Below are 25,281 nucleotides of genomic sequence, written 5' to 3'. Positions count from 1 at the left end.
GCGGAGCCCGGGTTTTTCAGGGTACAAATTTCCAGGGTTCCGCTTCGTTTCACCCAGGCTACATTGAGATTTTCATGACAAAACCATCTACATTTCAGGATATTATTCTTACTTTGCAGCAATATTGGGCTGCTCAGGGATGTGTTATATTGCAACCTTTTGATATGGAAGTTGGCGCGGGTACATTTCATCCAGCAACGTTTTTACGGGCAATAGGCCCTGAGCCTTGGTCAGCTGCTTATGTACAGCCTTCTCGAAGACCTACTGATGGGCGTTATGGAGATAATCCAAATCGAGTGCAACATTATTACCAATTTCAAGTGGTACTCAAACCTTCTCCTTTAGATATCCAAGATAAATATCTGGATTCATTGCGTGCCCTAGGAGTTGACCCTTTGGCTGATGACATTCGGTTTGTTGAAGACAACTGGGAGTCTCCTACTTTAGGTGCTTGGGGGCTAGGTTGGGAGGTTTGGCAAAACGGTATGGAGGTATCCCAATTTACCTATTTTCAACAGGCAGGTGGCTTAGCGTGTAAGCCTGTAACTGGTGAGTTGACTTATGGATTGGAGCGTTTGGCTATGTATATATTAGGGGTGGACAACTTATTTGATCTGCCTTGGAGTAATACAGCGAATGGCACTATAACTTATGGTAACGTGTTCCATCAAAATGAAGTGGAAATGTCTGCTTATAATTTTGAACATGCTAATGTAGAAGAGTTATTTAAACAGTTTGATTATTATGAAAGTGAGGCGCAAAAGTTGATTGAGTTACAATTACCACTTCCTGCTTATGAAATGGTAATTAAAGCATCGCATTCATTTAACTTACTCGATGCACGCAAAGCAATATCTGTTACTGAAAGGCAGCGTTATATCTTACGCGTAAGACATTTATCAAGAGCAGTAGCGCAAGCTTATTATCAGGCTCGCGAAGCTTTGGGCTTTCCTATGCTTAACCAAAAGGTGTGTGATGGTCAATGATTTTATTTTTGAATTAGGTTGTGAAGAGTTACCTTCTGGTTCGGTTTGGCCTCTGGCTGATGAATTTGCTAATCAGTTATTGGCTGCATTGGATAAAGCACAATTGAGTTATGGACAAGTAAAACGTTTTGCTACACCAAGGCGTATCGCGATTGCTATCTTTGATTTGCAAGAAGAACAAAAAAGCCAAAACGTGACCCGTCGAGGTCCTGCAGTAGCTGCTGCTTATGACAAGGAAGGAAAACCTACACAAGCCTTATTAGGTTTTGCCAAATCATGTGGTGTAGAAGTAGAACAATTATCTCAAATTCAAACTGAAAAAGGCGACTGGATTGTTTTTGAGACACGAAGTCAGGGTAATAAAACCAAAAAATTGTTACCTGCCTTGGTTAATCAGTCTCTAGCTGCTTTGCCAATTGCTAAACCCATGCGTTGGGGAGCGGGGGATGAGGAATTTGCTCGCCCTGTTCACTGGGCTGTAATGCTTTATGGGGATGAAGTAATAGAGCATACTCTTTTGGGAATTAAAAGTGGCCGTGACAGTAGGGGACATCGTTTTCATCACCCACAACACATTGCAATTAACTCTGCGCAAAGCTATGAATCGCAAATGAACGAAGCGTTTGTTCTTGCTGATTTTTCTACCAGAAAGCAAATGATTAAAAAGCAAGTAGAGGAGTTAGCTGCATCCATTCAGGCTACAGCAATTATGCCTGAAGATTTGCTTGATGAAGTAACTTCAATTGTTGAATGGCCTCAGGCTCTGATGGCTAATTTTGAAAAAGAATTTCTTGAGGTTCCTGCTGAATCATTAATTGCTTCGATGCAATCACATCAAAAATGTTTCGCTTTAAAGGATAAGCAAGGGAAGTTACTGCCTCATTTTATTACAGTGTCAAACATTGCTAGCACCAACCCTAAACAAGTTATTTTAGGAAATGAAAAAGTAATGCGAGCGCGTTTAAGTGACGCTGCATTCTTTTTTAAACAAGATAAAAAATTGCCTTTAAGTCAGCATATACCGGGTACAGAACAGGTTGTTTTTCAAGCAAAACTAGGTAGTTTAAAGGATAAAGCACTGCGAATTGAAGCAATGATGACTTATTTAAGTCCCGCTTTACATTTAAGCTTACATCAGGCACAACGTGCAGCACAGTTGAGCAAATGCGATTTGCTAACCGGAATGGTGGGTGAATTTCCTGAGTTGCAGGGATTAATGGGATATTATTACGCACTAAACGATGGCGAAGATCAAGGTGTTGCTCAAGCTTTAAATGAACAATATATGCCTCGTTTCGCTGCAGACAGTTTACCTAAATCTGATTTGGGTTTGACTTTATCACTAGCAGACAGGATCGATACTTTAGTTGGTATTTTTGCCATAGGCCAAAAACCTTCTGGAGTAAAAGATCCATTTAAATTACGCCGTCATGCTTTAGCTGTTGTTCGATTACTCATTGCAACATCAGCACAACTCAACTTAATTACCCTGATTGAGCAAGCAATAATTCATTATGGAACTCAAATATCTGTTGAACCTAATTTATCGAATGAGTTGAAATCTTTTATTCTGGAACGGTTACAATCCTATTATCAAGGCCAAGGTCTAAGTGTTGATTTAGTGTATGCAGTTCGAGCTCGTCAGGATGATTGGCTGTATGATCTGGATAAGCGTTTAAGTGCTTTGCAGTTATTTGTAAAATTACCCGAAGCAGCCTCTCTTTCTGCTGCGTGTAAGCGCGTGAACAATTTACTTTCACAAGCAGGAAGACAAACTTTATCACCAGTGAATGAGCAACTTTTTACTGAGGAGCCGGAAAAGTTTTTATATATACACATTAATCAGGTTGAACGAGCAGTAGAGACTTTATATCGTTCTGCCGATTATGGCCCATTATTGAAGTTACTAGCTAGCCTTAAAGAACCGGTAGATCTGTTTTTTGATAAAGTCATGGTAATGGTTGAAGATCGGGCAATAAAAGCCAACCGTTTAGCGCTTTTAGCACGTCTACAGGATTTATTGCAAGGTGTTGCAGATATTTCATTGTTACAGATGGGGTAATACATTATCTTGGATCTGAGCTCTAGACGACTGTCATTATAAGAAAAAATTGTCATTCCCGCGAAGGCGGGAAGCCATTTCTAGCAAGGCAAAGTACCATTTTAAGAATAGATTTCCGCCTTCGCAGGAATGACAAAAATTCTTAACTTAATGGCATAGATGCAATACCCAGATACAATTGAAATAATTCTTACGGTTAGCAAATATGATCGATATTTCAGTAGTAGGTTATGAACATGAGAACCTGCACGACAAAGCAAAGGCACTCGCAGAGGAATTGAATTTTGTATTAGACAAAAACGCTAGTCCTTGTCTTTTTGTTACTGAAGAGAAACTGACATTAAAAATACCGGGATTTTCCCCAATGTTTGCTGAATTCAGTGCCGCATTTTGGAGTAAAAGAAAGTCTGAGGGAAAAAAACAAGGATTAGTCCGTGCCTGTAAGCCATCTCCTGAACTTAAAATTATTGATGCAACTGCAGGTTGGGGGCGTGATTCTGCCATTTTAGCCAGTTTTGGGGCCGAAGTATTAATGCTCGAACGTCATCCTGTAATGGCTTCCTTATTATCAGATGCTTTATTGCGCCGAACTGAGTCAGATCGACAACAACTGCGGTTGAAGGTTCATGCTGGCGATGCTCATTCCTATTTAAGCTCATTAACGACGGACGATTATCCTGACATTATTTATATTGATCCAATGCATCCTGAACGAAGTAAATCCGCATTGGTAAAAAAAGATATGCAAGCGTTACAACAAATAATCGGTGCAGATGAGGATGCATTGGAGTTAATTCAAATAGCAATATCTCATACGAAACAAAAGGTCGTTGTAAAATGGCCACAAAAAGCAAAACCATTATTACCAGCAAATGCTGCAGTAGAGGGAAAAACAGTTCGATTTGATATCTATTTTTCTAATTTAAAAGTAAATGAGTAATGGCAGTCTGGGTGAATTGAAGCGAAACTAGGGGAAATAGGCCTGTACCCCGCGTTACGCCTTCATTTCACTTAGGATATCAGCGCTACAAATTTAACCGAACTCTGCAAGCTCATCGCGGAGGCGCTTTTCTTCGAACAAATCCTCTATTTTTCTTCTTCGTTCCAATTTAGTCGAAGGACTTGTTTCAGGAGTTATAATCGTTTCGATACTAACTTCTTCCATATCGTTTACTTGTTCCTCAAATTCACTAGTATTCATAGCCATCTCCTTAGCTTAACCCGTAGTGAACTTAATAAAATAACAGAAAACGTGCTGAAGGGACAGTGGAATTTTTTGAGCATCATGTTGCGAACACTGCAAAGATGTGTACCTGGGCTTTCATTTTAGAAATTCTGAAAGACCAGGTTAATTTTTAAGAAGGATTAAGCACTTTTTGTATGTCCTCTTCGACTGCTTTTTCTTCTGCCTCATTAATTGCTTGCTTGCCTTTAGCAACCCTTATTTCATTTCTGCCCGCATTTAAGTCAGAGCGAAACTTTTTGGAAGTTTCTTCGGGAACAGTTTCCTTAGGTGCATCTTCGAGTAACTTTACAAGTTTCTCACGCCGGTCTTTCGCATGTTCATGCAGGACCTGTAATTCACTGGGTGTGAAAAGTGTTTTGGGATCAATCTCTTTCCCTTCTCTATCTTTAAGTACAATCCCTTTTACTGCTTTGTCACCTTTTGACTCTTCTCCTGGTAGTGGTCCGGGCGCAAAACCGCTTTCAAGCGCAGCTTCATAGGCTTGTCTGGCTCTTTGTTTTTGAGTTTTCGGATCATCAAAGTCAATAGTCAAGATGATTGAATCAAAACCTGAGGCGCGTACTGCCTGAGCCATGGTTAACATATCTACCTTGGGATTTTCTTGGCGGCTTAAATAGTAAAAAGGAGAAAGTATTCGAGACGACATCTGTACAGTCCAAATACCAGGTTCATTCTCTTTCTTCTTTGTGTGATTTATCTTAGATCCTGATAAGGAAATGATAAAATCTAAGTCCGCTGGATTTATAGTCGATATTGTTTTTTCTTTTACATCGATTGTAGCCGTTGTTAACTCCTCTGGCCGAGTTAAATTTCGCCTCGCACGATTTATTTCCCTCGCCCGCTCCATTTCCTGCATCATCTTGTCTTTGTCTTTTTGACTAAGTTGATTGGCCCAGCTTTCTAGTTGGCCCGAAAACAGGATCTGTTTCTTTTCAAGAGCAGATGCTTTGTCGAGTGTTGTAAGGTTTTCTTGAGTGACCTTATCAAAGGAGTCGAGTTGAGCTTTATGTTTTTTCTCCAAATCGGCTATTAACTCTTTTTTTATTTTTTCTGCTTCATCGTTGTCCTTGCCTAAAGCGGTTTTGAAATTTTCCATGAATCCAGGTTTCTCAAAAGTTTCTTTAAGTCGCTTCAGTTCCATTTTCTGTTGCGCTTTTATTGCATTTTTTGCATCCTGGTTAATTTTTTCAAGTTCTATTCGAAGCAATTCGATTGAATATCCAGGAACTTTACTTACCCGCTTTTTAAACGCTTCAATTGATTCTTGATACTTCTCTTGAGCAGGGGCATAAAAATTTTCGGGGGCAAATACCTTATCAAGTTCTGTTCTTACTTCATTTTTCACCGCGGGTTCGCTTCCCTTGAGTGCTTTCTCAAGAGTGTCGCTTTCTTCTGGGCCTACTTGAATCTTAAAGCCTTTATGATCTGTGATTCGTTTATTGGTATGTTCTTCAAATGCCTGTAAACCAAAAGTAAGATCTTGAGTTAAAGTAATATCATCACGATACTGTTGATAAATTTCTTCAAGTTGTCCAGGTGCGAATTGACGTTTCCTGTATTGAGAGTTGAGCAAATTAAAAAACGCTTGTCTGTGTGAAGGCATAAAGAGTACCTCAAGAGCTTTAGTTCTTATAAAGTATAACACTTTTTGATTAAGATAGAATTAAGATCTGAGCCGGGTTTTGATTGCGCGAATTGACGCAAGAGAAAATTTATAAGTTCTAGTTCGCTGTCGCGCAGTGAAATCCGGGATTCTGTTCAGTTATTTTATCCAGACCCCGGGTTTCGATGCGCGACACCCAAGTTGCTCTACCAAGCCGGAATGGCTGAGTCTCCAAATAATGTTTTAGCTTTTTCTTTGACTTCCTCGGAGTTTAACGCTTTAACAAAGAGTTCTAATTGTTCTTTTTTGGGGGAGTCACTACGAATAACAATAATATTGGCGTAGGGTGAATCCTTGTCTTCACTAAATAAAGCATCGTGTGATGGATTCAATCCTGCAGGTAAGGCAAAAGTAGTGTTGATAACTGCTGCATCCACATCAGGTAAGACTCTGGGTAATTGTGCTGCATCCATTTCTTTGAATTGCAGATTATGTGGATTTGTTGCAATATCTTTTAAGCCAGTATTTTGAGTCGTTTTCAATGTAATTAATTGTGCTTTTTCCAATAATTGCAAGGCACGCATTTCATTGCTGGGATCATTGGGTAGGGCAATGATCGCATTTTCTGGTAATTGGTTTAATGACTTATATTTTTTGGAATAAATTCCCATAGGATAAACAAAAGTTCTGCCTATCGCTTCCAGGGTATAGCCATGAGCTTTAACCGCGGCATTAAGATAAGGCAAATGTTGGTAGACATTCGCATCCAGGCTGCCATCCTGTAATGCTTCATTCGGTAAATTGTAATCATTAAATGTTACAATTTTTATGTTTAAGTCATACTTATTTTTTGCTACTTCTTGTGCTGTTTCAACCAACTCGGTTTCTGGTCCGGCAATGGTTCCTATTACCAGGGTATTCGGTGAAGGTTTGTTGCATGCAACAAGGCTTAATAATAAAACGCAATAAGCTAAAATCCGCATTTAAAACTCCAAAAAAGTGATTCAGATCAATTATGTAAAAAACGTTTTGATAGATAATCTCCGACCATTTGGGTTAGTTGTACCATCACAATTAAAACGATTACTGTAGAGAGCATGACTCCAGCATCAAAACGTTGATAACCGTAGTTAATGGCCAATGTGCCCAAACCGCCAGCACCAACGGTTCCTGCCATTGCTGAATAATTAACTAAAGTAATGGCTGTCACAGTAATGGCATGAATTAATGCAGGCTTGGCCTCTGGTAACAAGATATGCAAAATAATCTGTCTGGTGTTTGCGCCCATTGCATAACCGGTTTCGATAAGACCTGAAGGTAAACTACGATACACATTATCTACCAATCTGGCAAAAAAGGGAGTTGCCCCTAGAGTAAGAGGGACTATTGCAGCATTGATTCCGATTGACGTACCGACTATGAGCCGAGTGAACGGAATGATCGCTACCAATAAAATAATAAAAGGTATGGAACGTGCCATGTTAATTAGACCTGATAATGCTTTATGCACTTTCGGCATGGGCTTAATGTGGCCGGACGAGTAGAGCCAGGTTCCTAAAGGCAAGCCGAGTAGTACAGCAAATAAGGTACTGACTGATACCATATATAATGTTTCAGTTGTTGCAATAAATAAATCATATGCCATTGGGAAGGACATAACCTAAAACCTCCACAGTTAATTTGGCTTGTTCACAGCGTTCAATGAATGCTTCCAGTAAAAATTGATGTGCAGTTAATTCAACAACTAAAACGCCACAGGTTACTGTATCGTAACGGTCTATATTGGCGAGTAAGATGTTAATATCAAGATTTAACTCACGACTTGTTCGACTAATAAATGGTACTGTTGCTTCTTCGCCCTGGAAAAACAGCCGTAACAATGGTTTCTCGGTCACATAGTCAGCAAGTCTTTTGGTTAGGCACTCAGGCAATTGTGGGCTTAGCTGAGCATAGAGCATGCTTCGAGCCAGGCTGTCTTTTTTATTAAACACATTCGCCAGAGCAGTAGTTTCAGCCAGCTCGCCATCGACCATGACTGCTAATCGGTTGCAAATACGTTTCACTACATCCATTTCATGGGTAATGAGCACTATAGTGATGCCATAAAGTGCATTAATTTTTTTAAGTAACGCTAAAATTGAGTCTGTTGTTTCTGGATCCAATGCTGAGGTTGCTTCATCGCAAAGTAGAATTTTAGGTGAGCAACTTAAGGCACGGGCAATAGCAACTCTTTGCTTTTGACCACCACTTAGCTGGGCTGGATAGGCCAGTTTTTTATCGGTTAGCTCAACAATGGGGAGCAAGTCTTCAATTTTATTACGAATGGACTCTTCATCTATACCTTGAATGCGCATAGGAAGCGCAATATTGTCATACACATTTTTTGAGTTGAGTAAATTGAACTGTTGAAAAATCATTGCCATTTTGTGGCGAGCTAGAGCTAAACTCTTTCTTGAAAGACTTGTCAAATCTTGGCCATCAAGGATGACATGGCCTTCATCGGGTCGCTCCAGAAGATTAATACATCTTAATAGGGTTGATTTTCCAGCACCACTTTTACCAATGATTCCGAAAATTTCACCTTCTTGGATAAATAGATTAATGTCACGCAGGACAAGTTTACCCGAAAAGGATTTGGATAATCCACTTAATTCAATCATTATTATAACCTGAGATTATGCTGCGGGCGGGAGACTTAGAGGAATACAAACATATCCGCTTTAGCCGTATTTTCAAAAAAGAATTCTTTTTTGAGCGTCCGCAAGCTGAATTTCAAATCGACGCCATTACAATATTATACACAAATTGTGAGCATAAACAACGTAGAGCTACTGATTTTAATGGTGCCATTATATAAATTGGATAAATGTTTACTTGGTGATTAAAGTAGTTACTGTATTTAAAAGCAGGCTAAGTTTTCATTAAAAGTTGCTTGCTTTTAAAGACAGTATCTACAAAGCATCTATTCTATCCTTTATTTTTGTAGCTCTTCACGATTTTTAAAATAATCTAACGCTTGGGGATTTGCCAGAGATTGTAAATTATTCACCGGTAATCCATGAACAACTTGCCGTACAGCTAGTTCAACTATCTTGCCACTGATTGTGCGGGGGATATCTGCTACTTGCAATATTTTTGCTGGCACGTGCCTTGGTGAGGCATGCTGACGAATCGTTAAACGTATTTTATTAATTAATTCTTCTGTAAGTTCCATGTTGTCGTGTAATTTAACAAATAGAACAACACGCACATCATCTTGCCAATCTTGGCCAATCACAATGCTATCAACCACTTCCTCTATTTTTTCTACTTGGCGGTAAATTTCAGCAGTACCAATACGTACTCCTCCAGGATTTAAAACAGCATCGGATCGTCCATAAATAATCAATCCATTATGGGCAGTAATTTCTGCAAAATCACCATGGGCCCAAACTCCAGGAAAACGCTCAAAGTAAGCACGTTGATAAGCTGTTCTGTCAGGATCATTCCAAAAACCTACGGGCATGGATGGAAAGGGGGCTGTACAGACTAACTCCCCTCGTTCTTCACGAACCGAATGACCTTGTTCATTAAACACTTCAACGGCCATACCTAGACCAAAACATTGCAATTCACCTCTATAGATTGGAAGGATTGGATTACCTAAGGCAAAGCAGGAAATGATATCGGTGCCACCTGAAATAGAACAAAGTTGGATATCATTTTTAATTTGCTCATAAACGTAATCATAGTTTTTGGGTAGAAGTGGTGAGCCTGTTGAGAGAATACAACGTAAATGACTTAAATCAAATTCATCTTTAGGTTGAACTCCTGCTTTTTCTACTGAAGAGATGAATTTGGCACTGGTACCAAAAACAGTAACTCGCTCTTCATCAATGAGTTTGAATAGACGATTACTCTCGGGGTAGGTAGGCGAGCCTTCATATAAGGTGAGCGTTGTACCTAATGCCAGTGCAGAAACGGTCCAGTTCCACATCATCCATCCGCACGTAGTATAAAAGCATAAGTTGTCAGTAGGGCGCAAATCAGTATGCAATCCTAATTCTTTTATATGCTGCAATAAAGTTCCGCCTGCTCCATGGATAATGCATTTAGGTTTACCTGTAGTCCCTGATGAGAACATAATGTAGACAGGATGTTCAAATGGTAAAGAAACAAATTCACAATGATTGGCGGGCCGAAGAAAGTCATTCCAATATTGTGCCTTGGGGAAGGTAGAACAATCAATGGGTTCATTTATATTGGGGCAAATGACGATTTGCTTGAGCGAAGGAATGGCATCGTTTAGTTGTTTAATTTTTTCCATTCCACTGTGTCTCTTGCCTTGATATTGATGTCCATCACAGATAAACAATATTTTGGGATCAATTTGGCCGAGTCGATCAATTGCAGCTTGCGCGCCAAAATCAGGTGAACAAGAAGACCAGATTGCTCCTAATGAGGTAGCAGCGAGCATGGCAATAATGGTTTGCGATGTATTTGGCATTAAAGCTGCTATCCTATCACCTGCGGTAACACCAGCTTCTTTCAAACCGGCTGCGCATTGTGCAACCAGTGCATATAATTGCTCATAGCTAATCACTTGTTTGTCGTTATCTTCATTAATACTAATTAAAGCTGGATGATTGTCTTGGCGTGATAACAGTTGTTCAGCAAAATTAAATTGAGCTCCGGCGAACCAATGCGAATTTATCATTTGATCATTCTTACTATGATTCAAGATTTGGTAAGGTTCTGTATCAAACTGTAGATGAAAAAAATCACAAAGTGTTGGCCAAAAGGAATCTGGATGTTTGGTCGACCAGGTATGCATATCTTGATAATTTTCAAAAATCTGGGAGTTTTTTTTCGCAGCGAATTCCATAAATTGCCACATCCTACTGTCTTTAGGGTGTTTGGGCTTCCATACGATTTCATTCATGTTTCATTCTCTCTTATTTATTGAAACGATTGTTCGTTAATTCTCACACTTCATATCAGCTATGATCTATGTAATTCAGATAGTTTAGGAGAAGTAGTTGTAATTTGGATAATGTCCTAAGTACAGGGATTTGCCAGCATTGCATTTGCGACTTTTGATTGATTTTTGCGTCCTAAAATCTTGCAGATCATGTCGCCAGCCGCCACAATTTTAAATATATCCACCCCAGTATTTATCCCTAAACCATGCATTAGGTATAGAACGTCCTCGGTGGCAACATTTCCGCTTGCTCCACGCGCATAAGGACAACCACCAAGTCCTGCAACTGAACTATCAAAGCGGTGGACCCCATGTTGTAAGGAAGTATAAATATTTGCTATAGCCTGGCCATAAGTGTCATGAAAATGCATCGCTAATTGGTGCAGTGGCAACAGTTTAAGCACGTGTTCGAGCAAGAGATGGGTTTGATGAGGTGTTCCAACGCCGATCGTATCTCCCAGTGAGATTTCATTCACACCTAAGTCTAATAACCTTTGTGTTACCTCAACTACTTTTTTGGGAGCCACACTCCCTTCATAAGGACAACCGAGGACACATGAAATATAGCCGCGTACTTTGATATGGCTTTCTTTGGCTAAAGCGAGGACAGGTTTAAAACGAGAAATACTTTCATCAATTGAACAATTAATGTTGCGCTGGTTAAATTGTTCGCTTGCCGCGGTAAATACAGCAATTTCTTTAACACCGGCTTCTAATGCTTTGACCATACCCTGTTCATTGGGAACCAGCGCAGAATAGTGAATGGATGGTGCTTTGTCTATAGCACGAAATACTTCATTATGGTCTGCCAATTGTGGAATTGCTTTTGCAGATACAAAACTGGTTACTTCGATATATTGCAGGCCAGATTCACTTAACAAATTGATTAAATCAATTTTGTGTTTGCTCGATACAAAAGAAGACTCATTTTGCAAGCCATCACGAGGGCCTACTTCTATAATGGTTACATTTTGTGGATAGTCCATAATTATCTCTTTAAATATTCCCGAGGCGGCGGTCGTACGTGCTGGCGGAGAACGTTGATTACATGCGAAACCTGTTTATTTTGGCTTCAGCCAGTTTGATACTAATGACCAAACCTAAGTTAAGAATCTGCTTCACTTAATGACAGTAATTCCTCTCCTTCGTTTACCTGAGCACCTACAGCATAGAAGATATCCAATAAAATACCATCAGTGGGGGCATGAATGGTATGCTCCATTTTCATTGCTTCCAATACGATCAAACGTTCACCAGCCTTCACTTTTTCACCAATATTTTTTAAAATTGCGACCACAGTAGCTGGCATTGGTGCCGTAAGTTGCCCTTTATGAGCAGTGGTTTGCGTGTCTAGTGTTTCCCAATTAAACCGTTCAATAGTAATTTGCCCTTGGCTCGTATATAAGGTTAGAGATTGTTTTTTATTTTCAACAGTAGCGTGATAATTTTGTCTCTTGGTTTCAATGCGAAGTTTATTGTCGACCAAATGCGCATGGATCAAATGTTCTTGCGTTTTGAATTGCACCTTAACGTGACTCTTATTGATTGGAGTGATAAATGCTTCAATCAGTTCATCCTTATCTTTATAGCGCCATATCCAATGACTTGATATTTGAGATTGCCAGGAAAAAGTTTCTTGCAATAATGGATCTTTAAATGAACTCACATTGTGCAAATAATCAAAGCTTACAGCCATGAGTAGGGCGATTTCTTTGTCTGGAGTTGGGAGTTTAATTTCTTCTTTGCTTAAAAAATCAGTACTGAGTTCGGCTTGTCTAAATTTGGGGTGTTGGCAGATAGCTTGTAAAAACGAAATATTCGTTTTTACTCCACCGATAAAATACTGGGATAACGCATGTTCCAATCTGGATAATGCTTCATCACGATCAGTTCCCCACACAATAAGCTTGGAAATCATTGGATCATAATACATGGTAATTTGAGATGAACGTTCTACCCCTGTATCAATGCGAATGCCATCTCCTGAAGATTCTTGCAGAAAGCTGATTTGTCCTATTGATGGAATAAAGTTGTGATGAGGATCTTCGGCATAGATGCGGCATTCTATTGCATGACCCTGCGCTTGAATTTTATCTTGTGGTAAAGGTAACGGTTCATTAGCAGCAATTTTCAATTGCCAGGCGACTAAATCAAGTCCGGTAATCATTTCAGTTACTGGATGTTCTACCTGTAATCGAGTATTCATTTCCATAAAATAGAATTGTTCTGAACCATCTACTAAAAATTCTACAGTGCCTGCGCCAATATATTTGATCGATCGCGCTACTTCGCAAGCCGCTTCGGCAAGTTTTTGTCTTAATGAAGCCGATAAATTAGGTGCAGGGGCTTCTTCAATAATTTTTTGGTGCCGACGTTGAATGGAGCAATCACGCTCAAATAAATGAACTACATTGCCATGATTGTCAGCCATGATTTGTAATTCAACATGCCTAGGATGAAGTACCAATTTTTCTAATATCATGGTGTCATCGGCAAAACTTGCCATGGATTCACGTTTTGCTCCAGCCAAGGCGGCACTAAATTCTGATTCATGGTAGACAGCTCGCATACCTTTACCGCCACCACCATTAGCTGCTTTAATTAAGACAGGGAACCCTATTATTTTGGCTTCAGCCAGTAATTTGTCTTCCGCCTGTTCACTGCCATGATAACCCGGGGTTAAAGGGACTTTAGTTCGTTCCAGTAATTGTTTGGCTAATTGCTTTGATGCCATTGCCTCCATTGCTTCTACAGAAGGGCCTATGAAAATAATACCTGCTTCGTTACATGCTTTAGCAAACTCAGGGTTTTCAGATAAAAATCCATAACCAGGATGAATGGCTTGTGCCCCACATTCCTTGGCGACATGGATAATGTTAGCGATATTCAGGTAGCTGTCTTTAGCAGGTGCTTCACCCACAAAATATGCACTGTCAGCACTGCGTACATGCAGACTGTCTTTATCAACCGAGGAGTAAATAGCCACTGTGTGTATACCCATAGAGCGAGCAGTTTTGATAATTCTGCATGCAATTTCACCACGGTTGGCAATAAGAATTTTATTAAACATTAGTGCCTCATTAATTTAACTTTTATAAGCTCTCGTTCATTATCTAACGTAGTCTGAATTCTTTTTAGTCTGGGTGTAGCGCAGCAACCCGAGAAATATCTTGCACTGCGCTGCATCCAGTTTACACCACTAAACTGCCAGAGAGCCAAGATATCTAGCTCCAATTGGGTGTTTCTTTCTTTAAAAATGCATTAAGTCCTTGTTGTCCTTCAGTAGATACTCTTTTTTGAGCAATTAAAGAAGCAGTATAATTGACGAGTTCTTCATTTATTTTTTTATTTGCTACATAGCCTGCCAGCTGTTTTGATGCTTTGACAGCTTCGGGTGCATTGTTGCTGATTTGTTTTGCATAATTGAGCGTGAATTCCAACAACTGATCCTCAGCAACACAATGTTGTATCAAATGTAACGACAAGGCTTTAGCTGCATCAAAAATCTCAGCGCTCATGAACAAGGCTTTAGCGCTACGCTCACCGATGGCTTGAACGACATAGGGACTAATTACTGCGGGTATCAGACCCAATTTAACTTCTGAAAAACAAAAACGCGCTGATTGAGATGCGATAGTAATGTCACATGCTGCAGCAAGTCCTGCACCACCACCAAAAGCAGATCCATGGACCATGGCTAACGTGGGTTTGGGGCTTTTATTTAATGTGTACATTAAATTTCCAAGCACCATGGCATCTTTCAGATTTTCTTCTTCAGTATATCGCGCCATGTTTTGCATCCAGCTTAAATCTGCTCCCGCAGAAAAATGTTTTCCATTGGCTTTAAGGACAATGACCCGGACATTAGAATTGGCAATGGCCGCATCAAGTTGATGTTGCATTTCGCCTAAAAGCCGATTATCAAAAGCATTATGTTTGCTTACACGATTTAAAGTGAGTAAACATAAGTGTTCATGAATTTCATATAACAAGTCGCTCACGTACATGCTCCTTACATGCGAAATACGCCAAAGCGGGTTGGCTCAATAGGGATATTTAATGATGCAGATAAACCTAGACCTAATACTTTGCGTGTATCCTGGGGTGCAATGACCCCGTCGTCCCATAATCGGGCACTGGCATAATAAGGATTTCCTTGCATCTCATATTGAGAACGTAATTGCTCTTTAAAACGCTCCTCCTCAGCTAAGGGCCATTCACTTCCTTGTTTTGCCAATTTGTCCCGATTCACTTGTGCTAAAACATTAGCCGCTTGTTCTCCACCCATAACTGAAATACGTGAGTTAGGCCAAGACCAAAGAAAATTAGGATTATAGGCGCGTCCACACATGGCATAATTTCCCGCGCCAAAACTACCGCCAACGATTACAGTAAATTTTGGAACATTGGCATTCGCAACAGCGGTTACCATTTTGGCGCCATGTTTTGCAATGCCCGAGGCTTCATATTTAGAGCCAACCATAAAGCCGGTAATGTTTTGCAGAAAAAGTAACGGGATTTTACGTTGACAACAGAGTTCTATGAAGTGAGTTCCTTTCAATGCACTTTCACTAAATAAAATGCCGTTATTTGCAATAATCCCTATGGGATAACCATATAAATGTGCGAAGCCACAAACGAGCGTTGTACCAAAAAGCGCTTTAAATTCATCAAACTCGGAACCATCGACAATACGCGCAATAATTTCGCGAATATCAAATGGTTTTCTAGGGTCAGTTGGTATTATGCCGTTAAGATCCTTACTGTCATAAAGTGGTTCCACCGTTTCTATACGCTTTAATTGATGGGGTTTTTTGCGGTTCAAATGACTAATAGCAACTCGCGCCAGATGAAGCGCATGGCCGTCATCTTCTGCATAGTGATCTGCAACGCCCGAATGCCGACAATGGACTTCTGCACCGCCTAATTCTTCAGCACTGATGATTTCACCGGTGGCTGCTTTGACAAGAGGTGGGCCGCCAAGAAAAATCGTGGCCTGATTTTTCACCATAATTGATTCATCAGCCATAGCTGGTACATACGCACCACCAGCAGTACATGATCCCATAACTACTGCGATTTGTGGAATATTTTGTGCAGACATTTGGGCCTGATTAAAAAATATCCGTCCAAAATGATCGCGATCAGGGAATACTTCATCCTGATGAGGTAAATAAGCTCCTCCTGAATCGACCAGATAAATGCAGGGCAAATGATTGGCTAGAGCGATTTCTTGGGCTCTTAAGTGTTTTTTTACTGTTAATGGATAATAAGTGCCGCCTTTTACAGTGGCATCATTGACTACAATGACACATTCAATACCTGAAACCCAGCCAATTCCTGTGATAATCCCTGCAGCAGGAACTACATCATCATAAACTTGATACGCTGCAAGCTGGGAAAGTTCAAGAAAAGGACTCCCCGGGTCGAGTAGTTGTTGTAATCGTTCTCTTGGTAATAATTTACCATGTTTCAAATGACGAGCTCGTGCTTTTTCGTCGCCGCCTAAAGCAATTTGCTGAATTCGATTTTGTAACTCATCTACCAAGCCTTGCATGGCCGCTTGGTTTGTTTTGAATTCTTGACTGCTTGTATTGATTTGACTGATTAATTTTGCCATGCCTATCCTCATCGCACCAAAATATCGCTTAAAACGATGATTGTCCAAATAATCCAGGTAACGGCAATAAAGTGAGGCATATCGCCACCTTTTATAAGCCTATAAGCAAGTGCAGGAATGGCGGTAATTATGAGAGGCAACAGGACAAGAACGAGAATTTTCCGGATAACAAGTCCCCAGCCTGTTTGGCTGAATATAGGGGTTAATTTCAAATTAACATAGGTAAAAAATACATCAATATAGACAACAATGAGATGAGCATATTTCGCGAATAGAACTACTAAAATACTCATTAAGAGGTAGATAAGACTGTGTCGTAGCATGAACATCCTTTTTTATTAAAGATCCCCTCTCCCATAGATAGGATAGGGGATGTTCTGTTTTAAATTAATTCAATTGCCATTGCGGTTGCTTCACCACCACCAATACATAATGAAGCGACTCCACGTTTTTTACCCTGATGTTTTAATGCGTGTATTAGCGTTACTAAAATACGCGCACCGGATGCACCGATAGGATGGCCCAAGGCACAAGCTCCGCCATGAATATTAACTTGCTCCGGATTTAACTCAAGTTGTGTCATAGCGGCCATTGTTACCACTGCAAAGGCTTCATTTATTTCATAAAGATCCACATCATTTTGCTTCCATGATGCTTTATTCATCACTTTACGAATCGCATCTACAGGGGCTGTAGTAAACCACTCGGGTGCTTGCGAATGGCTGGCATGCGCAACGATGCGAGCAATTGGGGTGATGCCGCGTTTTTCTGCTTGTCCAGCACTCATTAAAATCAGACTTGCTGCCCCATCAGAAATGGAGCTTGAATTCGCTGCAGTAACGGTTCCGTCTGCTTTAAAAGCGGGTTTTAATTGGGATATCTTGGACATTTTTGTCGCATCAGGACCTTCATCTACAGTTACCGTAAGGTCACCTTTTCGTGTATTAATAGTTACTGGAACAATCTCATCCTTAAAGGCACCACTTTCTATTGCTTGTAATGCTCTACTCATGGAGCGAGTAGCAAACTCATCTTGTTGTTCTCTGCTAAAATGAAAGTGGCTGGCTGTAGCTTCCGCAAAAACACCCATTAACTTTCCTCTATCATAGGCATCTTCTAATCCGTCGAGGAACATGTGATCTTTTAATTCGCCATGTCCTAACCGGTATCCTGAACGTGCTTTACTCAAGAGATAAGGTGCATTACTCATGCTTTCCATACCGCTTGCAAGGACAATATTGGCAGTACCAGCCCGAATTAAGTCATGAGCAAGCATTACTGCTTTCATTCCTGAGCCGCACATTTTGTTGATTGTGGTTGCTCCTGAAGAATTAGGCAATCCAGCTTTAATTGCTGCTTGTCGTGCGGGAGCCTGACCAATCCCAGCTGATAAAACACAACCACTGATTACTTCATCGATTTCTGCTGGGCTAATTCCGGCTTGAGACAGAGCCGCCACATGAGCAATTGCTCCTAACTCTGGAGCTGAAAGAGCTGATAAATTGCCTAACATGGCACCCATAGGTGTTCTTTTTGCCGCAACGATTACTATGTCATTCTGTTCCATTTTCATTCTTCCTTATGCTGTTTCTTTAAAAAGTTCTCGTCCAATAAGCATTCTTCTAATTTCAGAAGTACCAGCCCCAATTTCATACAATTTTGCATCACGCAGTAAACGTCCTGTAGGATATTCATTAATATATCCATTACCACCAAGAATTTGAATTGCCTGTAATGCCATTTGTGTTGCTTTTTCTGCCGTATACAAGATCACGCTTGCAGCATCTTTGCGACTGACGTTACCTTGATCACAAGCTCGGGCAATGGCATATAAATAGGCTCTTGATGCGCCCAGGTCAGTGTACATATCTGCTAATTTGCCTTGGATGAATTGAAATTCCCCTATGGGTTGTTCAAATTGTTTACGTTCATGTACATAAGGTAAAACCACATCCATACAGGCCTGCATAATCCCTACTGGACCTGCGGCCAAAATAGTACGCTCATAATCAAGCCCACTCATTAGTACTTTAACACCTTGATTCACTTCACCCAAAACTTGTTCAGCAGGGACTTCACATTGTTCAAATACCAATTCGCAGGTATTTGAGCCGCGCATTCCTAACTTGTCGAGTTTTTGAGCTGTTTTAAAGCCGGGCATTCCTTTTTCAATCAGAAAGGCAGTGATTCCTTTACTCGCAGCCTGTTTGTCTGTTTTGGCATAAACGACCAGAACATCGGCATCAGGCCCATTGGTTATCCACATTTTGGTGCCGTTGAGAATATATTTATCGCCTGCTGGACGAGCATGTAATTGCATACTGACTACATCGGATCCTGAGTTGGATTCACTCATAGCCAGAGCCCCAACATATTCTCCACTAATAAGTTTAGGCAGATATTTTTGTTTTTGCGAATGATTACCATTTAAATTGATTTGGTTGACGCATAAATTGGAGTGAGCACCGTAACTCAGGCCTATAGAGGCAGATGCCCGAGAAATCTCTTCCATTGCGATGACATGTGCAAGATATCCCATATCGGCACCACCATATTCTTCACTGGCAGTAATTCCCAATAACCCCATATCACCTAGTTTACGCCATAAATGATTGGGAAATGTGTTGCTTTCGTCAATTTGAGCAGCAAGTGGAGCAATTTCAGCACGAGCAAATTGGTAGACACTGTCGCGCAACATATCGTAAGTTTCACCGAGTTGATAGTTCGGTCCTGTGTACATAGCTGACTTCCTGTTGTTGTAACTACTTACTTGATGCAAATTTTAATGAGCGTTAAAAACTCGGCGTATATTAATGCAGAGTGAGTAGTCTGTTGATTTTTATAAATGTGTTAGACTATACCCAATCAAGTTGAAGATGCAAATAGAATTTCTCAGATCTTTTTTTCTATTGAAAAAGTTTAAGAAATGATTTGATCAACCAATTCAAACAACCCTTGATGAAATGAGCTTTTAGGGGATTGAACTGCTTGATCTAAGTTAAAGTGGGAAGATATTAGATATTATTGATTTTGATATTGAGTTTCAGAGTAGGAGTGTTTTTTAAATGCTCCTTTACCTGATTAAAAAAATCGCCTAATCTTAGGCCAATGGAAAAACTACCGAGCTTTTAGAGGTAGTTACAGCTAAAGTTTCAGCGTTTAGTTTTATCTATTTAGGAGAGTCATTCATGCGTAAATTAGTACTCTGGGGACATAGTGTTGATGAGTATCGTGAGATGTTTGATTTGTCTCAAGAAGATATGAATTCAAAGATATTGGAATATGGATGTGGTCCCAGTGCAGTAAACGCTCAACAATTTCAAGAAGCGCATCAAGCAGTCAGTTGTGATCCCTTGTTTGTTTTGGACAAAGATACCTTATCCTCCAAAGCGATTATGATTTTTGCACAAATGGCAGATGAAGTAGGTAAACAACACGATCAATTTGATTTCAGTCGATTCGGAAGATTAGAACAGCTGCTAGAACATCGACGAAATGGAATGAAGAAATTTTTTGCAGATTACGAGCAAGGTAAGGCTGAAGGACGATATTATGGTGCAGCAGATTATCATTTACCTTATCCCGATTTCTCTTTTGATTTTGCGTTAAGTACGAATTACTTATTTGCAGATTTGGAAGATCAGACTGTCGAATTTCATTTAAATGTAATTCGTGAATTAGCAAGAGTAGCAAAGGAGGTAAGAATTTTTCCCTTAAATGATATGGACGGAAAAACTTCTGAGTTTTTAGGTCCTGTATTGTTGGCACTGCAAAAGGAAGGTTATGGTGTAGAAATTAGAGAAGTTGATTATCATTTACATAAGTCTGAAAGCGCCATGTTGCGAGTTTGGGCACAGAAATGTGATATTTAATTAATGCAGCCTGGGTGAAGCGAAGCGAAACCAGGAGTTCAGAATTAACCCAAACCCGGGTTTCGCTTCGCTTCACCCAGGTCACAAGGTTTTTTTATGTATTCGATGTTACGTCCTCTACTATTTAGTATGGATCCTGAAAATGCGCATACTTTTAGTTTGTCTGCCTTGCATTACGTACCCAAGTTTTGTTTTAAAAAGGTGACGCCAAAACCTGTTGAGGCTCTCGGATTGCAATTTCCACATGTTGTCGGTTTGGCGGCAGGTTTGGATAAGAATGGAGAGCATTTAGATGCATTAGCCAAATTGGGTTTTTCCTTCATTGAAGTAGGTACTGTTACGCCAAGACCACAAATCGGTAATCCTAAGCCGAGATTATTTCGTTTGCCAGAGGCTCATGCGATTATCAATCGTATGGGGTTTAATAATCACGGTGTTGATGCATTGGTAGGGCATGTAAAAAAGTCACGCTACAAAGGAATCTTGGGTATTAATATTGGCAAAAATAAAGATACTTCGTTGCAACATGCTGCAGATGATTACATTCTTTGTCTGGGTAAAGTATATCAGTATGCCTCATATGTGACCATCAACATTTCTTCACCGAATACTCCGGATTTACGCCAATTACAGCAAAAGGAATATTTTGCCAATTTATTGTCGCAAATACAGGCTGAACAAATTAAATTGTCAGATAAATTTCAGCGCCATGTCCCCTTAGTGGTTAAAGTATCGCCAGATGAAGATTCAGAAACATTAAAGCAGATGACTGAAGTGATTTTACAGCATGGTATTGAAGGAATTATTGCGACGAATACAACTTGCTCTCGGACTGGAGTGAGTCACGTTTCCCATGCAGAGGAAACTGGAGGGCTAAGTGGTAAACCTCTGTGGCAGTTATCTACCCAGTGTTTGCGTTTGCTAAAACAATATGTGGGTGATGATGTGAGCTTGATCGGGGTAGGGGGCATTGATAATTGTGACAGTGCTCAGGCTAAATTGGATGCTGGTGCTTCATTAATTCAAGTGTATACCGGTTTGATTTATCAAGGACCTGGTTTGGTATATGAATTGTCAAAAGGATTGAAATAAAACAGTGAATGGTGTCCGGTTATGATCTCTTCTTTATTTTTACCACGATTTGCTGAGGATAATATTCAAGATGAAATGCATTACTAAAGATCTGGCGAGGCAAATGGAATCGTGCATCAAGCAAACCCATATAGAGGTAACCAAGCAGTATCCACAAGGAAAAATATTGGAACTTAATGGAGGTGCTGCTTGTTTTTCAGGGGCTGATTCATACTTGTCACAAGTAGTAGGGTGGGGATTTGCTACAAAACTTGCGCATTTTCAGTCTGAAATAGAGCGAATAGAACATTTTTATAAAACATTAAATCATACTCGTGTAGATATTGAATTATGCCCTTTTGTGGGGAATGAACTTACAATATTTTTAAGCCAGCGTGGTTATTGCATCAGTGAGTTAAACAATGTCTCAATATTGGATTTAAACACATATCAGCCTCATAACTGCGCGGCAGACCCCTTAACCGTTAAAGAAATAGAATCGCATGAATTGAGTGAATGGGCCAAAAAGGTTGCCTTAGGTTTTGATGCTCCTGAAGCTGAAGATCAATTTTCTCGTTATGCTCAATCCAAAGGAGTAAGCGCTTATGCTGTTTATGATAAAGAGGTAATTGTAGCCGGTGCTTCGATTGCCATTCACGGCGATTTCTGTGATTTAGGGGTGACGAGCACTTTGCCGGCTTATCGAGAGAAAGGATTACAAAAAAGATTACTAAAAGCTCGATTGAATAGCGCAAAACAACAAGGGGTTTCTTGGGCAATGGTTACTACAGAGCCTGGGAGCGTTTCTGATTGTAACGTACAAAAAATAGGTTTCCATTGCGCTTATACCCGTATCAAAATGACCTTGGAATGACATGAATCCCATCCAATTTTGTAGCTGCCGCAGCATAATTAGGTTTGCGAAGCGACGTAACTTAGTTATAGCCTGAGGCCGCGATACCGCTCTCAGGTTACATTTTGTATTTTAATGAATATTAGCACTTCCCTGTAATAACAGTTACAATAACCCATGTTTCGATTGTGTTACTTGAGTCATGAAAAAGAAACTTTCTGTTAAAACCAGCATTTTATACAAACGTTTGTTAGCTTATGTGAAACCGTTTTGGCCCATACTGGCTTTAGGTATATTTGCCAACATTTTGTATTCCCTGATTGACGCTGGTTTTACATACATGATGCGTCCTTTTTTCGATAAAAGCTTTATTAATGTCGATATGGATTTTATTAAGAAAATTCCTTATATCGTTTTAATAGGAATTACCTTGAGGGGACTTGTTAGTTCATTGGGCAGTTATTGTATGACTTGGGTTGCCCGCTCTGTGGTTAAAGTATTAAGGGAAAAAGTTTTTAATCATATTCTTCATTTGCCTGCTGATTTTTATGACGAAGCAACTTCAGGACAAATGCTTTCCAAAATTTTGTATGACGTGGAACAAGTCGCACAGGTCAGCGCAGATGCTTTAACGGACATTGTCCAAAATATTTGTTTAATTATAGGTTTTCTCACTGTCATGATGGTCATTTGCTGGCAGTTATCACTCATGTTTCTGTTAACTATTCCTTTTGTTGGCTTAATTGTGAACTATACAAATAAGCGCGTTCGACGTATAAGTCATAAAGTACAAAAAACTATGGGAGAGGTTACTGAAATTGCTAGCGAAGCGATTGAGGGTTATAAAGTAGTGCGTATATTTGGAGGGGCTGCTTATGAATCTGGAAAATTTTGTAACGCCATAGAGCATTCTCGCCAAAATGATATGAAAGTTGCTGCAAGTAAGGCGCTTAATGTGTCGGGGGTGCAAATCGTGATTGCGATAGGTATTGCAGCAATCATTGGAGCAGCAATTCAATTGTCTACAGTAGTGATTATTTCTGCTGGTTCTTTTTTAGCAATTATTGCTGCAATGATCCAGCTAATTAAACCGATGAAAACCCTAACTACCTTGAATGCCGTAATACAAAAAGGTTTAGCTGGTGCAGAAAGTGTATTCTCCATGTTGGATCGACCTATTGAGCAAGAACAAGGGATCGTTTTGTCGCAAAGATCACAGGGGGCTCTTGAGTTTAAACATGTCTCTTATGCTTACAGGCAAGGGGAGCGGATATTACATGATGTAAGTTTTACTGTTGAAGCTGGTAAAACGGTAGCATTGGTAGGTCATTCTGGAAGTGGAAAAACAACTATTGCCAGTTTATTACCTCGTTTTTACGAAGTGACAGAAGGTGTTATTACTCTGGATAATACACCCATTAATCAAATAAGCTTGTCCAGTTTGCGTGAACAAATGGCTTTAGTAAGTCAAAATGTGACATTATTTAATGATACTTTAGCCAATAATATAGCATACGGTCGTTCGGATGTAAGCCGTCAACAAATTATTCAAGCAGCCAAAATGGCTTTTGCTGACGAATTTATTAGCCGTTTTCCAGAGGGTTATGATACGCTTATTGGTGAGAATGGTGTATTACTCTCTGGTGGTCAGCGACAAAGGATAGCCATTGCGCGTGCTATTTTAAAGGATGCACCCATTTTAATTCTTGATGAAGCAACATCTGCTTTGGATAGTGAGTCAGAGCGATACATCCAAATCGCCTTGGATGAAGTGATGAAAAATCGCACTACACTGGTCATTGCGCATCGTTTATCGACGATTATGCATGCGGATAAAATTATAGTGATGCAACACGGACGTATTATAGAGCAAGGAGCTCATCAAGAACTACTTGATTTGAAGGGCTATTACGCACAACTTCAAGGGATGCAGCACATAGATATGATTCGTGAGGATGTGGTAGCCTGATGTCTGCTTTCCTGGATAAATTATGGTACAGCAAGGATCATCCACTTCAATGGGTGTTGCGACCATTGTCGTGGGTATATTCCGGTGTAGTTTCATCCAGGCGCTATTTTTTGCAACGGTTTAGCCAAATAAACTGCCCAGTTCCGCTAATTGTTGTTGGTAATATAACGGTTGGAGGAGTAGGAAAAACCCCTTTAGTTATCGAGTTGGCCAAGAGAATACAACAAAAAGGATTACGAGTTGGTATCGTTAGCCGTGGTTATGGTGCAGCAACCAAGCATTTTCCCTATGAAGTACATGTTAATGACTCTGCTATAAAGGTTGGAGATGAGCCTTTACTATTGGCACAAAAAACCAAATGTCCTGTAGTGATTGCACCTAAACGAACTGAGGCTGTCCGCTATCTTTTGGAAAATCATCAAAGCCAAATCATTATTAGTGATGATGGGTTGCAACATTACCGTATGGGACGAGCTATTGAAATAGCAGTTATTGATGGAACTCGAGGATTAGGTAATGGCCTTTGTTTGCCGGCAGGCCCACTGAGAGAATCTGCTGCACGTTTAGAGCTGGTTGATTTTATTGTGGTGAATGAAGGTAAGTGGCATAAGGATTCGAATACAGTATCGATGAAAGATCCCCACTCTGCAGTAACCTTTCAAAACAAATCTAATACATATCCAATGGTATTGAGACCTGGCAAAATTAAGAAATTAGGTACAGATGAGGAAATTGATCCACATAAATTAAATGAAAAGTGGGAGGCGATTGCTGCAATAGGTAATCCGCAACGTTTTTATTCCACTTTGTTGCAATTAGGGATAGAATTCGATACCTGCTCTTATCCTGATCATTATCAGTTTAAGCCAGATGATTTGAATTATACGAAATCACTTATTATTATGACGGAAAAAGATGCTGTGAAGTGTCGAGCATTCAGCTCGGATAACATGCATTATTTACCCGTAGACGCCGTATTGGATGATGCATTTTGGGACGCATTGTGGTTACATCAACAGTTAAAAGGTTATTGCTGATT

At 40.0% G+C, this 25,281-nt stretch carries 21 protein-coding genes; 8 read left to right on the top strand and 13 right to left on the bottom strand.

The annotated features are described in order from the left end of the window. Positions 1-74: 74 nt before the first annotated feature. The 3 genes from glyQ to BW930_RS01115 all read left to right on the top strand — a co-directional run bounded on the left by glyQ (position 75) and on the right by BW930_RS01115 (position 3,988). Positions 75-986, top strand: a complete 912-nt coding sequence (gene glyQ / locus BW930_RS01125) for a glycine--tRNA ligase subunit alpha (RefSeq protein ID WP_058467836.1) — start codon at positions 75-77, stop codon at positions 984-986. After that, positions 976-3,048: a glycine--tRNA ligase subunit beta gene (glyS, locus tag BW930_RS01120; protein WP_058467837.1), complete on the top strand. Its 2,073-nt coding sequence runs from the start codon at positions 976-978 to the stop codon at positions 3,046-3,048. Before glyQ ends, glyS begins: the two co-directional genes overlap by 11 nt. 205 nt (positions 3,049-3,253) lie before the next feature. Beyond that, positions 3,254-3,988, top strand: coding sequence for a class I SAM-dependent methyltransferase (locus BW930_RS01115; protein WP_058467838.1), 735 nt, complete (start codon positions 3,254-3,256; stop codon positions 3,986-3,988). A 93-nt stretch (positions 3,989-4,081) separates the two neighbouring features. Here the strand turns inward: BW930_RS01115 and BW930_RS17070 are convergent, their stop codons facing one another. The 13 genes from BW930_RS17070 to BW930_RS01050 all read right to left on the bottom strand — a co-directional run bounded on the left by BW930_RS17070 (position 4,082) and on the right by BW930_RS01050 (position 19,217). Next, a complete protein-coding gene (locus BW930_RS17070) occupies positions 4,082-4,249 on the bottom strand; it encodes a PA3496 family putative envelope integrity protein (protein WP_165481609.1) in 168 nt (55 codons plus the stop codon). A 154-nt stretch (positions 4,250-4,403) separates the two neighbouring features. Beyond that, on the bottom strand, positions 4,404-5,897 hold the full coding sequence (locus tag BW930_RS01110; RefSeq protein ID WP_058467839.1) for a hypothetical protein: 1,494 nt from the start codon (positions 5,895-5,897) through the stop codon (positions 4,404-4,406). Positions 5,898-6,103: 206 nt separating this feature from the next. Next, the gene (locus BW930_RS01105) at positions 6,104-6,880 is read right to left on the bottom strand and encodes a MetQ/NlpA family ABC transporter substrate-binding protein (protein ID WP_058467840.1); all 777 of its coding nucleotides are present in this window, start codon (positions 6,878-6,880) and stop codon (positions 6,104-6,106) included. 26 nt (positions 6,881-6,906) lie between these two features. Continuing rightward, the gene (locus BW930_RS01100; protein WP_058467841.1) at positions 6,907-7,554 is read right to left on the bottom strand and encodes a methionine ABC transporter permease; all 648 of its coding nucleotides are present in this window, start codon (positions 7,552-7,554) and stop codon (positions 6,907-6,909) included. After that, positions 7,532-8,557: a methionine ABC transporter ATP-binding protein gene (locus BW930_RS01095; protein WP_058467842.1), complete on the bottom strand. Its 1,026-nt coding sequence runs from the start codon at positions 8,555-8,557 to the stop codon at positions 7,532-7,534. Before BW930_RS01095 ends, BW930_RS01100 begins: the two co-directional genes overlap by 23 nt. A 314-nt stretch (positions 8,558-8,871) precedes the next feature. Then, a complete protein-coding gene (locus BW930_RS01085; protein ID WP_058467844.1) occupies positions 8,872-10,818 on the bottom strand; it encodes an acetoacetate--CoA ligase in 1,947 nt (648 codons plus the stop codon). 116 nt (positions 10,819-10,934) lie between these two features. After that, a complete protein-coding gene (locus BW930_RS01080) occupies positions 10,935-11,843 on the bottom strand; it encodes a hydroxymethylglutaryl-CoA lyase (protein WP_058467845.1) in 909 nt (302 codons plus the stop codon). A 119-nt stretch (positions 11,844-11,962) separates the two neighbouring features. Next, a complete protein-coding gene (locus tag BW930_RS01075) occupies positions 11,963-13,927 on the bottom strand; it encodes an acetyl/propionyl/methylcrotonyl-CoA carboxylase subunit alpha (RefSeq protein WP_058467846.1) in 1,965 nt (654 codons plus the stop codon). A gap of 154 nt (positions 13,928-14,081) precedes the next feature. Then, positions 14,082-14,858 (bottom strand): enoyl-CoA hydratase-related protein, encoded by a 777-nt coding sequence (locus BW930_RS01070; protein WP_058467847.1) that lies wholly within the window; start codon positions 14,856-14,858, stop codon positions 14,082-14,084. Between the two features lie 11 nt (positions 14,859-14,869). Next, positions 14,870-16,477, bottom strand: a complete 1,608-nt coding sequence (locus BW930_RS01065; protein WP_058467848.1) for a carboxyl transferase domain-containing protein — start codon at positions 16,475-16,477, stop codon at positions 14,870-14,872. Positions 16,478-16,485: 8 nt separating this feature from the next. Further along, positions 16,486-16,800 carry a hypothetical protein gene (locus tag BW930_RS01060; RefSeq protein ID WP_058467849.1) on the bottom strand — a complete coding sequence of 105 codons (315 nt, stop codon included), beginning with the start codon at positions 16,798-16,800 and terminating at the stop codon, positions 16,486-16,488. Between the two features lie 59 nt (positions 16,801-16,859). Continuing rightward, on the bottom strand, positions 16,860-18,044 hold the full coding sequence (locus BW930_RS01055; RefSeq protein ID WP_058467850.1) for an acetyl-CoA C-acyltransferase: 1,185 nt from the start codon (positions 18,042-18,044) through the stop codon (positions 16,860-16,862). Between the two features lie 12 nt (positions 18,045-18,056). Next, the gene (locus BW930_RS01050; protein ID WP_058467851.1) at positions 18,057-19,217 is read right to left on the bottom strand and encodes an isovaleryl-CoA dehydrogenase; all 1,161 of its coding nucleotides are present in this window, start codon (positions 19,215-19,217) and stop codon (positions 18,057-18,059) included. Positions 19,218-19,665: 448 nt separating this feature from the next. On the opposite strand from BW930_RS01050, the gene BW930_RS01045 reads away from it, so the two are divergent. The 5 genes from BW930_RS01045 to lpxK all read left to right on the top strand — a co-directional run bounded on the left by BW930_RS01045 (position 19,666) and on the right by lpxK (position 25,279). After that, entirely contained in the window at positions 19,666-20,349 is a 684-nt protein-coding gene (locus BW930_RS01045; protein WP_058467852.1) for a hypothetical protein, read from the top strand. 96 nt (positions 20,350-20,445) lie between these two features. Then, positions 20,446-21,441, top strand: coding sequence for a quinone-dependent dihydroorotate dehydrogenase (locus tag BW930_RS01040; RefSeq protein WP_058467853.1), 996 nt, complete (start codon positions 20,446-20,448; stop codon positions 21,439-21,441). 70 nt (positions 21,442-21,511) lie between these two features. Next, complete coding sequence (locus BW930_RS01035; RefSeq protein WP_058467854.1) at positions 21,512-22,294, top strand: GNAT family N-acetyltransferase; 783 nt, start codon at positions 21,512-21,514, stop codon at positions 22,292-22,294. 181 nt (positions 22,295-22,475) lie between these two features. Then, the gene (msbA, locus tag BW930_RS01030; protein WP_058467855.1) at positions 22,476-24,242 is read left to right on the top strand and encodes a lipid A export permease/ATP-binding protein MsbA; all 1,767 of its coding nucleotides are present in this window, start codon (positions 22,476-22,478) and stop codon (positions 24,240-24,242) included. Further along, positions 24,242-25,279 (top strand): tetraacyldisaccharide 4'-kinase, encoded by a 1,038-nt coding sequence (lpxK, locus tag BW930_RS01025; protein ID WP_058467856.1) that lies wholly within the window; start codon positions 24,242-24,244, stop codon positions 25,277-25,279. The genes msbA and lpxK overlap by 1 nt, the downstream gene beginning before the upstream one ends. The last annotated feature ends 2 nt before the right edge of the window (positions 25,280-25,281 follow it).

The sequence above is a fragment of the Fluoribacter gormanii genome (assembly GCF_900156395.1).
GTDB classification, from domain to species: domain Bacteria; phylum Pseudomonadota; class Gammaproteobacteria; order Legionellales; family Legionellaceae; genus Legionella; species Legionella gormanii.
Note: the sequence above shows the minus strand (reverse complement) of the source record. Positions and strands in the feature narration are given on the sequence as shown.

What these genes read in the sequence shown, in the direction of transcription:
- BW930_RS01035 (WP_058467854.1), top strand. Translation starts at nt 21,512, where the DNA reads ATGAAATGCATTACTAAAGATCTGGCGAGGCAAATGGAATCGTGCATC.
- BW930_RS01085 (WP_058467844.1), bottom strand. Translation starts at nt 10,818, where the DNA reads ATGAATGAAATCGTATGGAAGCCCAAACACCCTAAAGACAGTAGGATG.
- glyQ (WP_058467836.1), top strand. Translation starts at nt 75, where the DNA reads ATGACAAAACCATCTACATTTCAGGATATTATTCTTACTTTGCAGCAA.
- BW930_RS01080 (WP_058467845.1), bottom strand. Translation starts at nt 11,843, where the DNA reads ATGGACTATCCACAAAATGTAACCATTATAGAAGTAGGCCCTCGTGAT.
- BW930_RS01100 (WP_058467841.1), bottom strand. Translation starts at nt 7,554, where the DNA reads ATGTCCTTCCCAATGGCATATGATTTATTTATTGCAACAACTGAAACA.
- glyS (WP_058467837.1), top strand. Translation starts at nt 976, where the DNA reads ATGGTCAATGATTTTATTTTTGAATTAGGTTGTGAAGAGTTACCTTCT.
- BW930_RS01115 (WP_058467838.1), top strand. Translation starts at nt 3,254, where the DNA reads ATGATCGATATTTCAGTAGTAGGTTATGAACATGAGAACCTGCACGAC.
- BW930_RS17070 (WP_165481609.1), bottom strand. Translation starts at nt 4,249, where the DNA reads ATGAATACTAGTGAATTTGAGGAACAAGTAAACGATATGGAAGAAGTT.
- BW930_RS01050 (WP_058467851.1), bottom strand. Translation starts at nt 19,217, where the DNA reads ATGTACACAGGACCGAACTATCAACTCGGTGAAACTTACGATATGTTG.
- BW930_RS01040 (WP_058467853.1), top strand. Translation starts at nt 20,446, where the DNA reads ATGTATTCGATGTTACGTCCTCTACTATTTAGTATGGATCCTGAAAAT.
- BW930_RS01065 (WP_058467848.1), bottom strand. Translation starts at nt 16,477, where the DNA reads ATGGCAAAATTAATCAGTCAAATCAATACAAGCAGTCAAGAATTCAAA.
- BW930_RS01095 (WP_058467842.1), bottom strand. Translation starts at nt 8,557, where the DNA reads ATGATTGAATTAAGTGGATTATCCAAATCCTTTTCGGGTAAACTTGTC.
- BW930_RS01060 (WP_058467849.1), bottom strand. Translation starts at nt 16,800, where the DNA reads ATGCTACGACACAGTCTTATCTACCTCTTAATGAGTATTTTAGTAGTT.
- BW930_RS01105 (WP_058467840.1), bottom strand. Translation starts at nt 6,880, where the DNA reads ATGCGGATTTTAGCTTATTGCGTTTTATTATTAAGCCTTGTTGCATGC.
- BW930_RS01110 (WP_058467839.1), bottom strand. Translation starts at nt 5,897, where the DNA reads ATGCCTTCACACAGACAAGCGTTTTTTAATTTGCTCAACTCTCAATAC.
- msbA (WP_058467855.1), top strand. Translation starts at nt 22,476, where the DNA reads ATGAAAAAGAAACTTTCTGTTAAAACCAGCATTTTATACAAACGTTTG.
- BW930_RS01055 (WP_058467850.1), bottom strand. Translation starts at nt 18,044, where the DNA reads ATGGAACAGAATGACATAGTAATCGTTGCGGCAAAAAGAACACCTATG.
- BW930_RS01045 (WP_058467852.1), top strand. Translation starts at nt 19,666, where the DNA reads ATGCGTAAATTAGTACTCTGGGGACATAGTGTTGATGAGTATCGTGAG.
- BW930_RS01075 (WP_058467846.1), bottom strand. Translation starts at nt 13,927, where the DNA reads ATGTTTAATAAAATTCTTATTGCCAACCGTGGTGAAATTGCATGCAGA.
- lpxK (WP_058467856.1), top strand. Translation starts at nt 24,242, where the DNA reads ATGTCTGCTTTCCTGGATAAATTATGGTACAGCAAGGATCATCCACTT.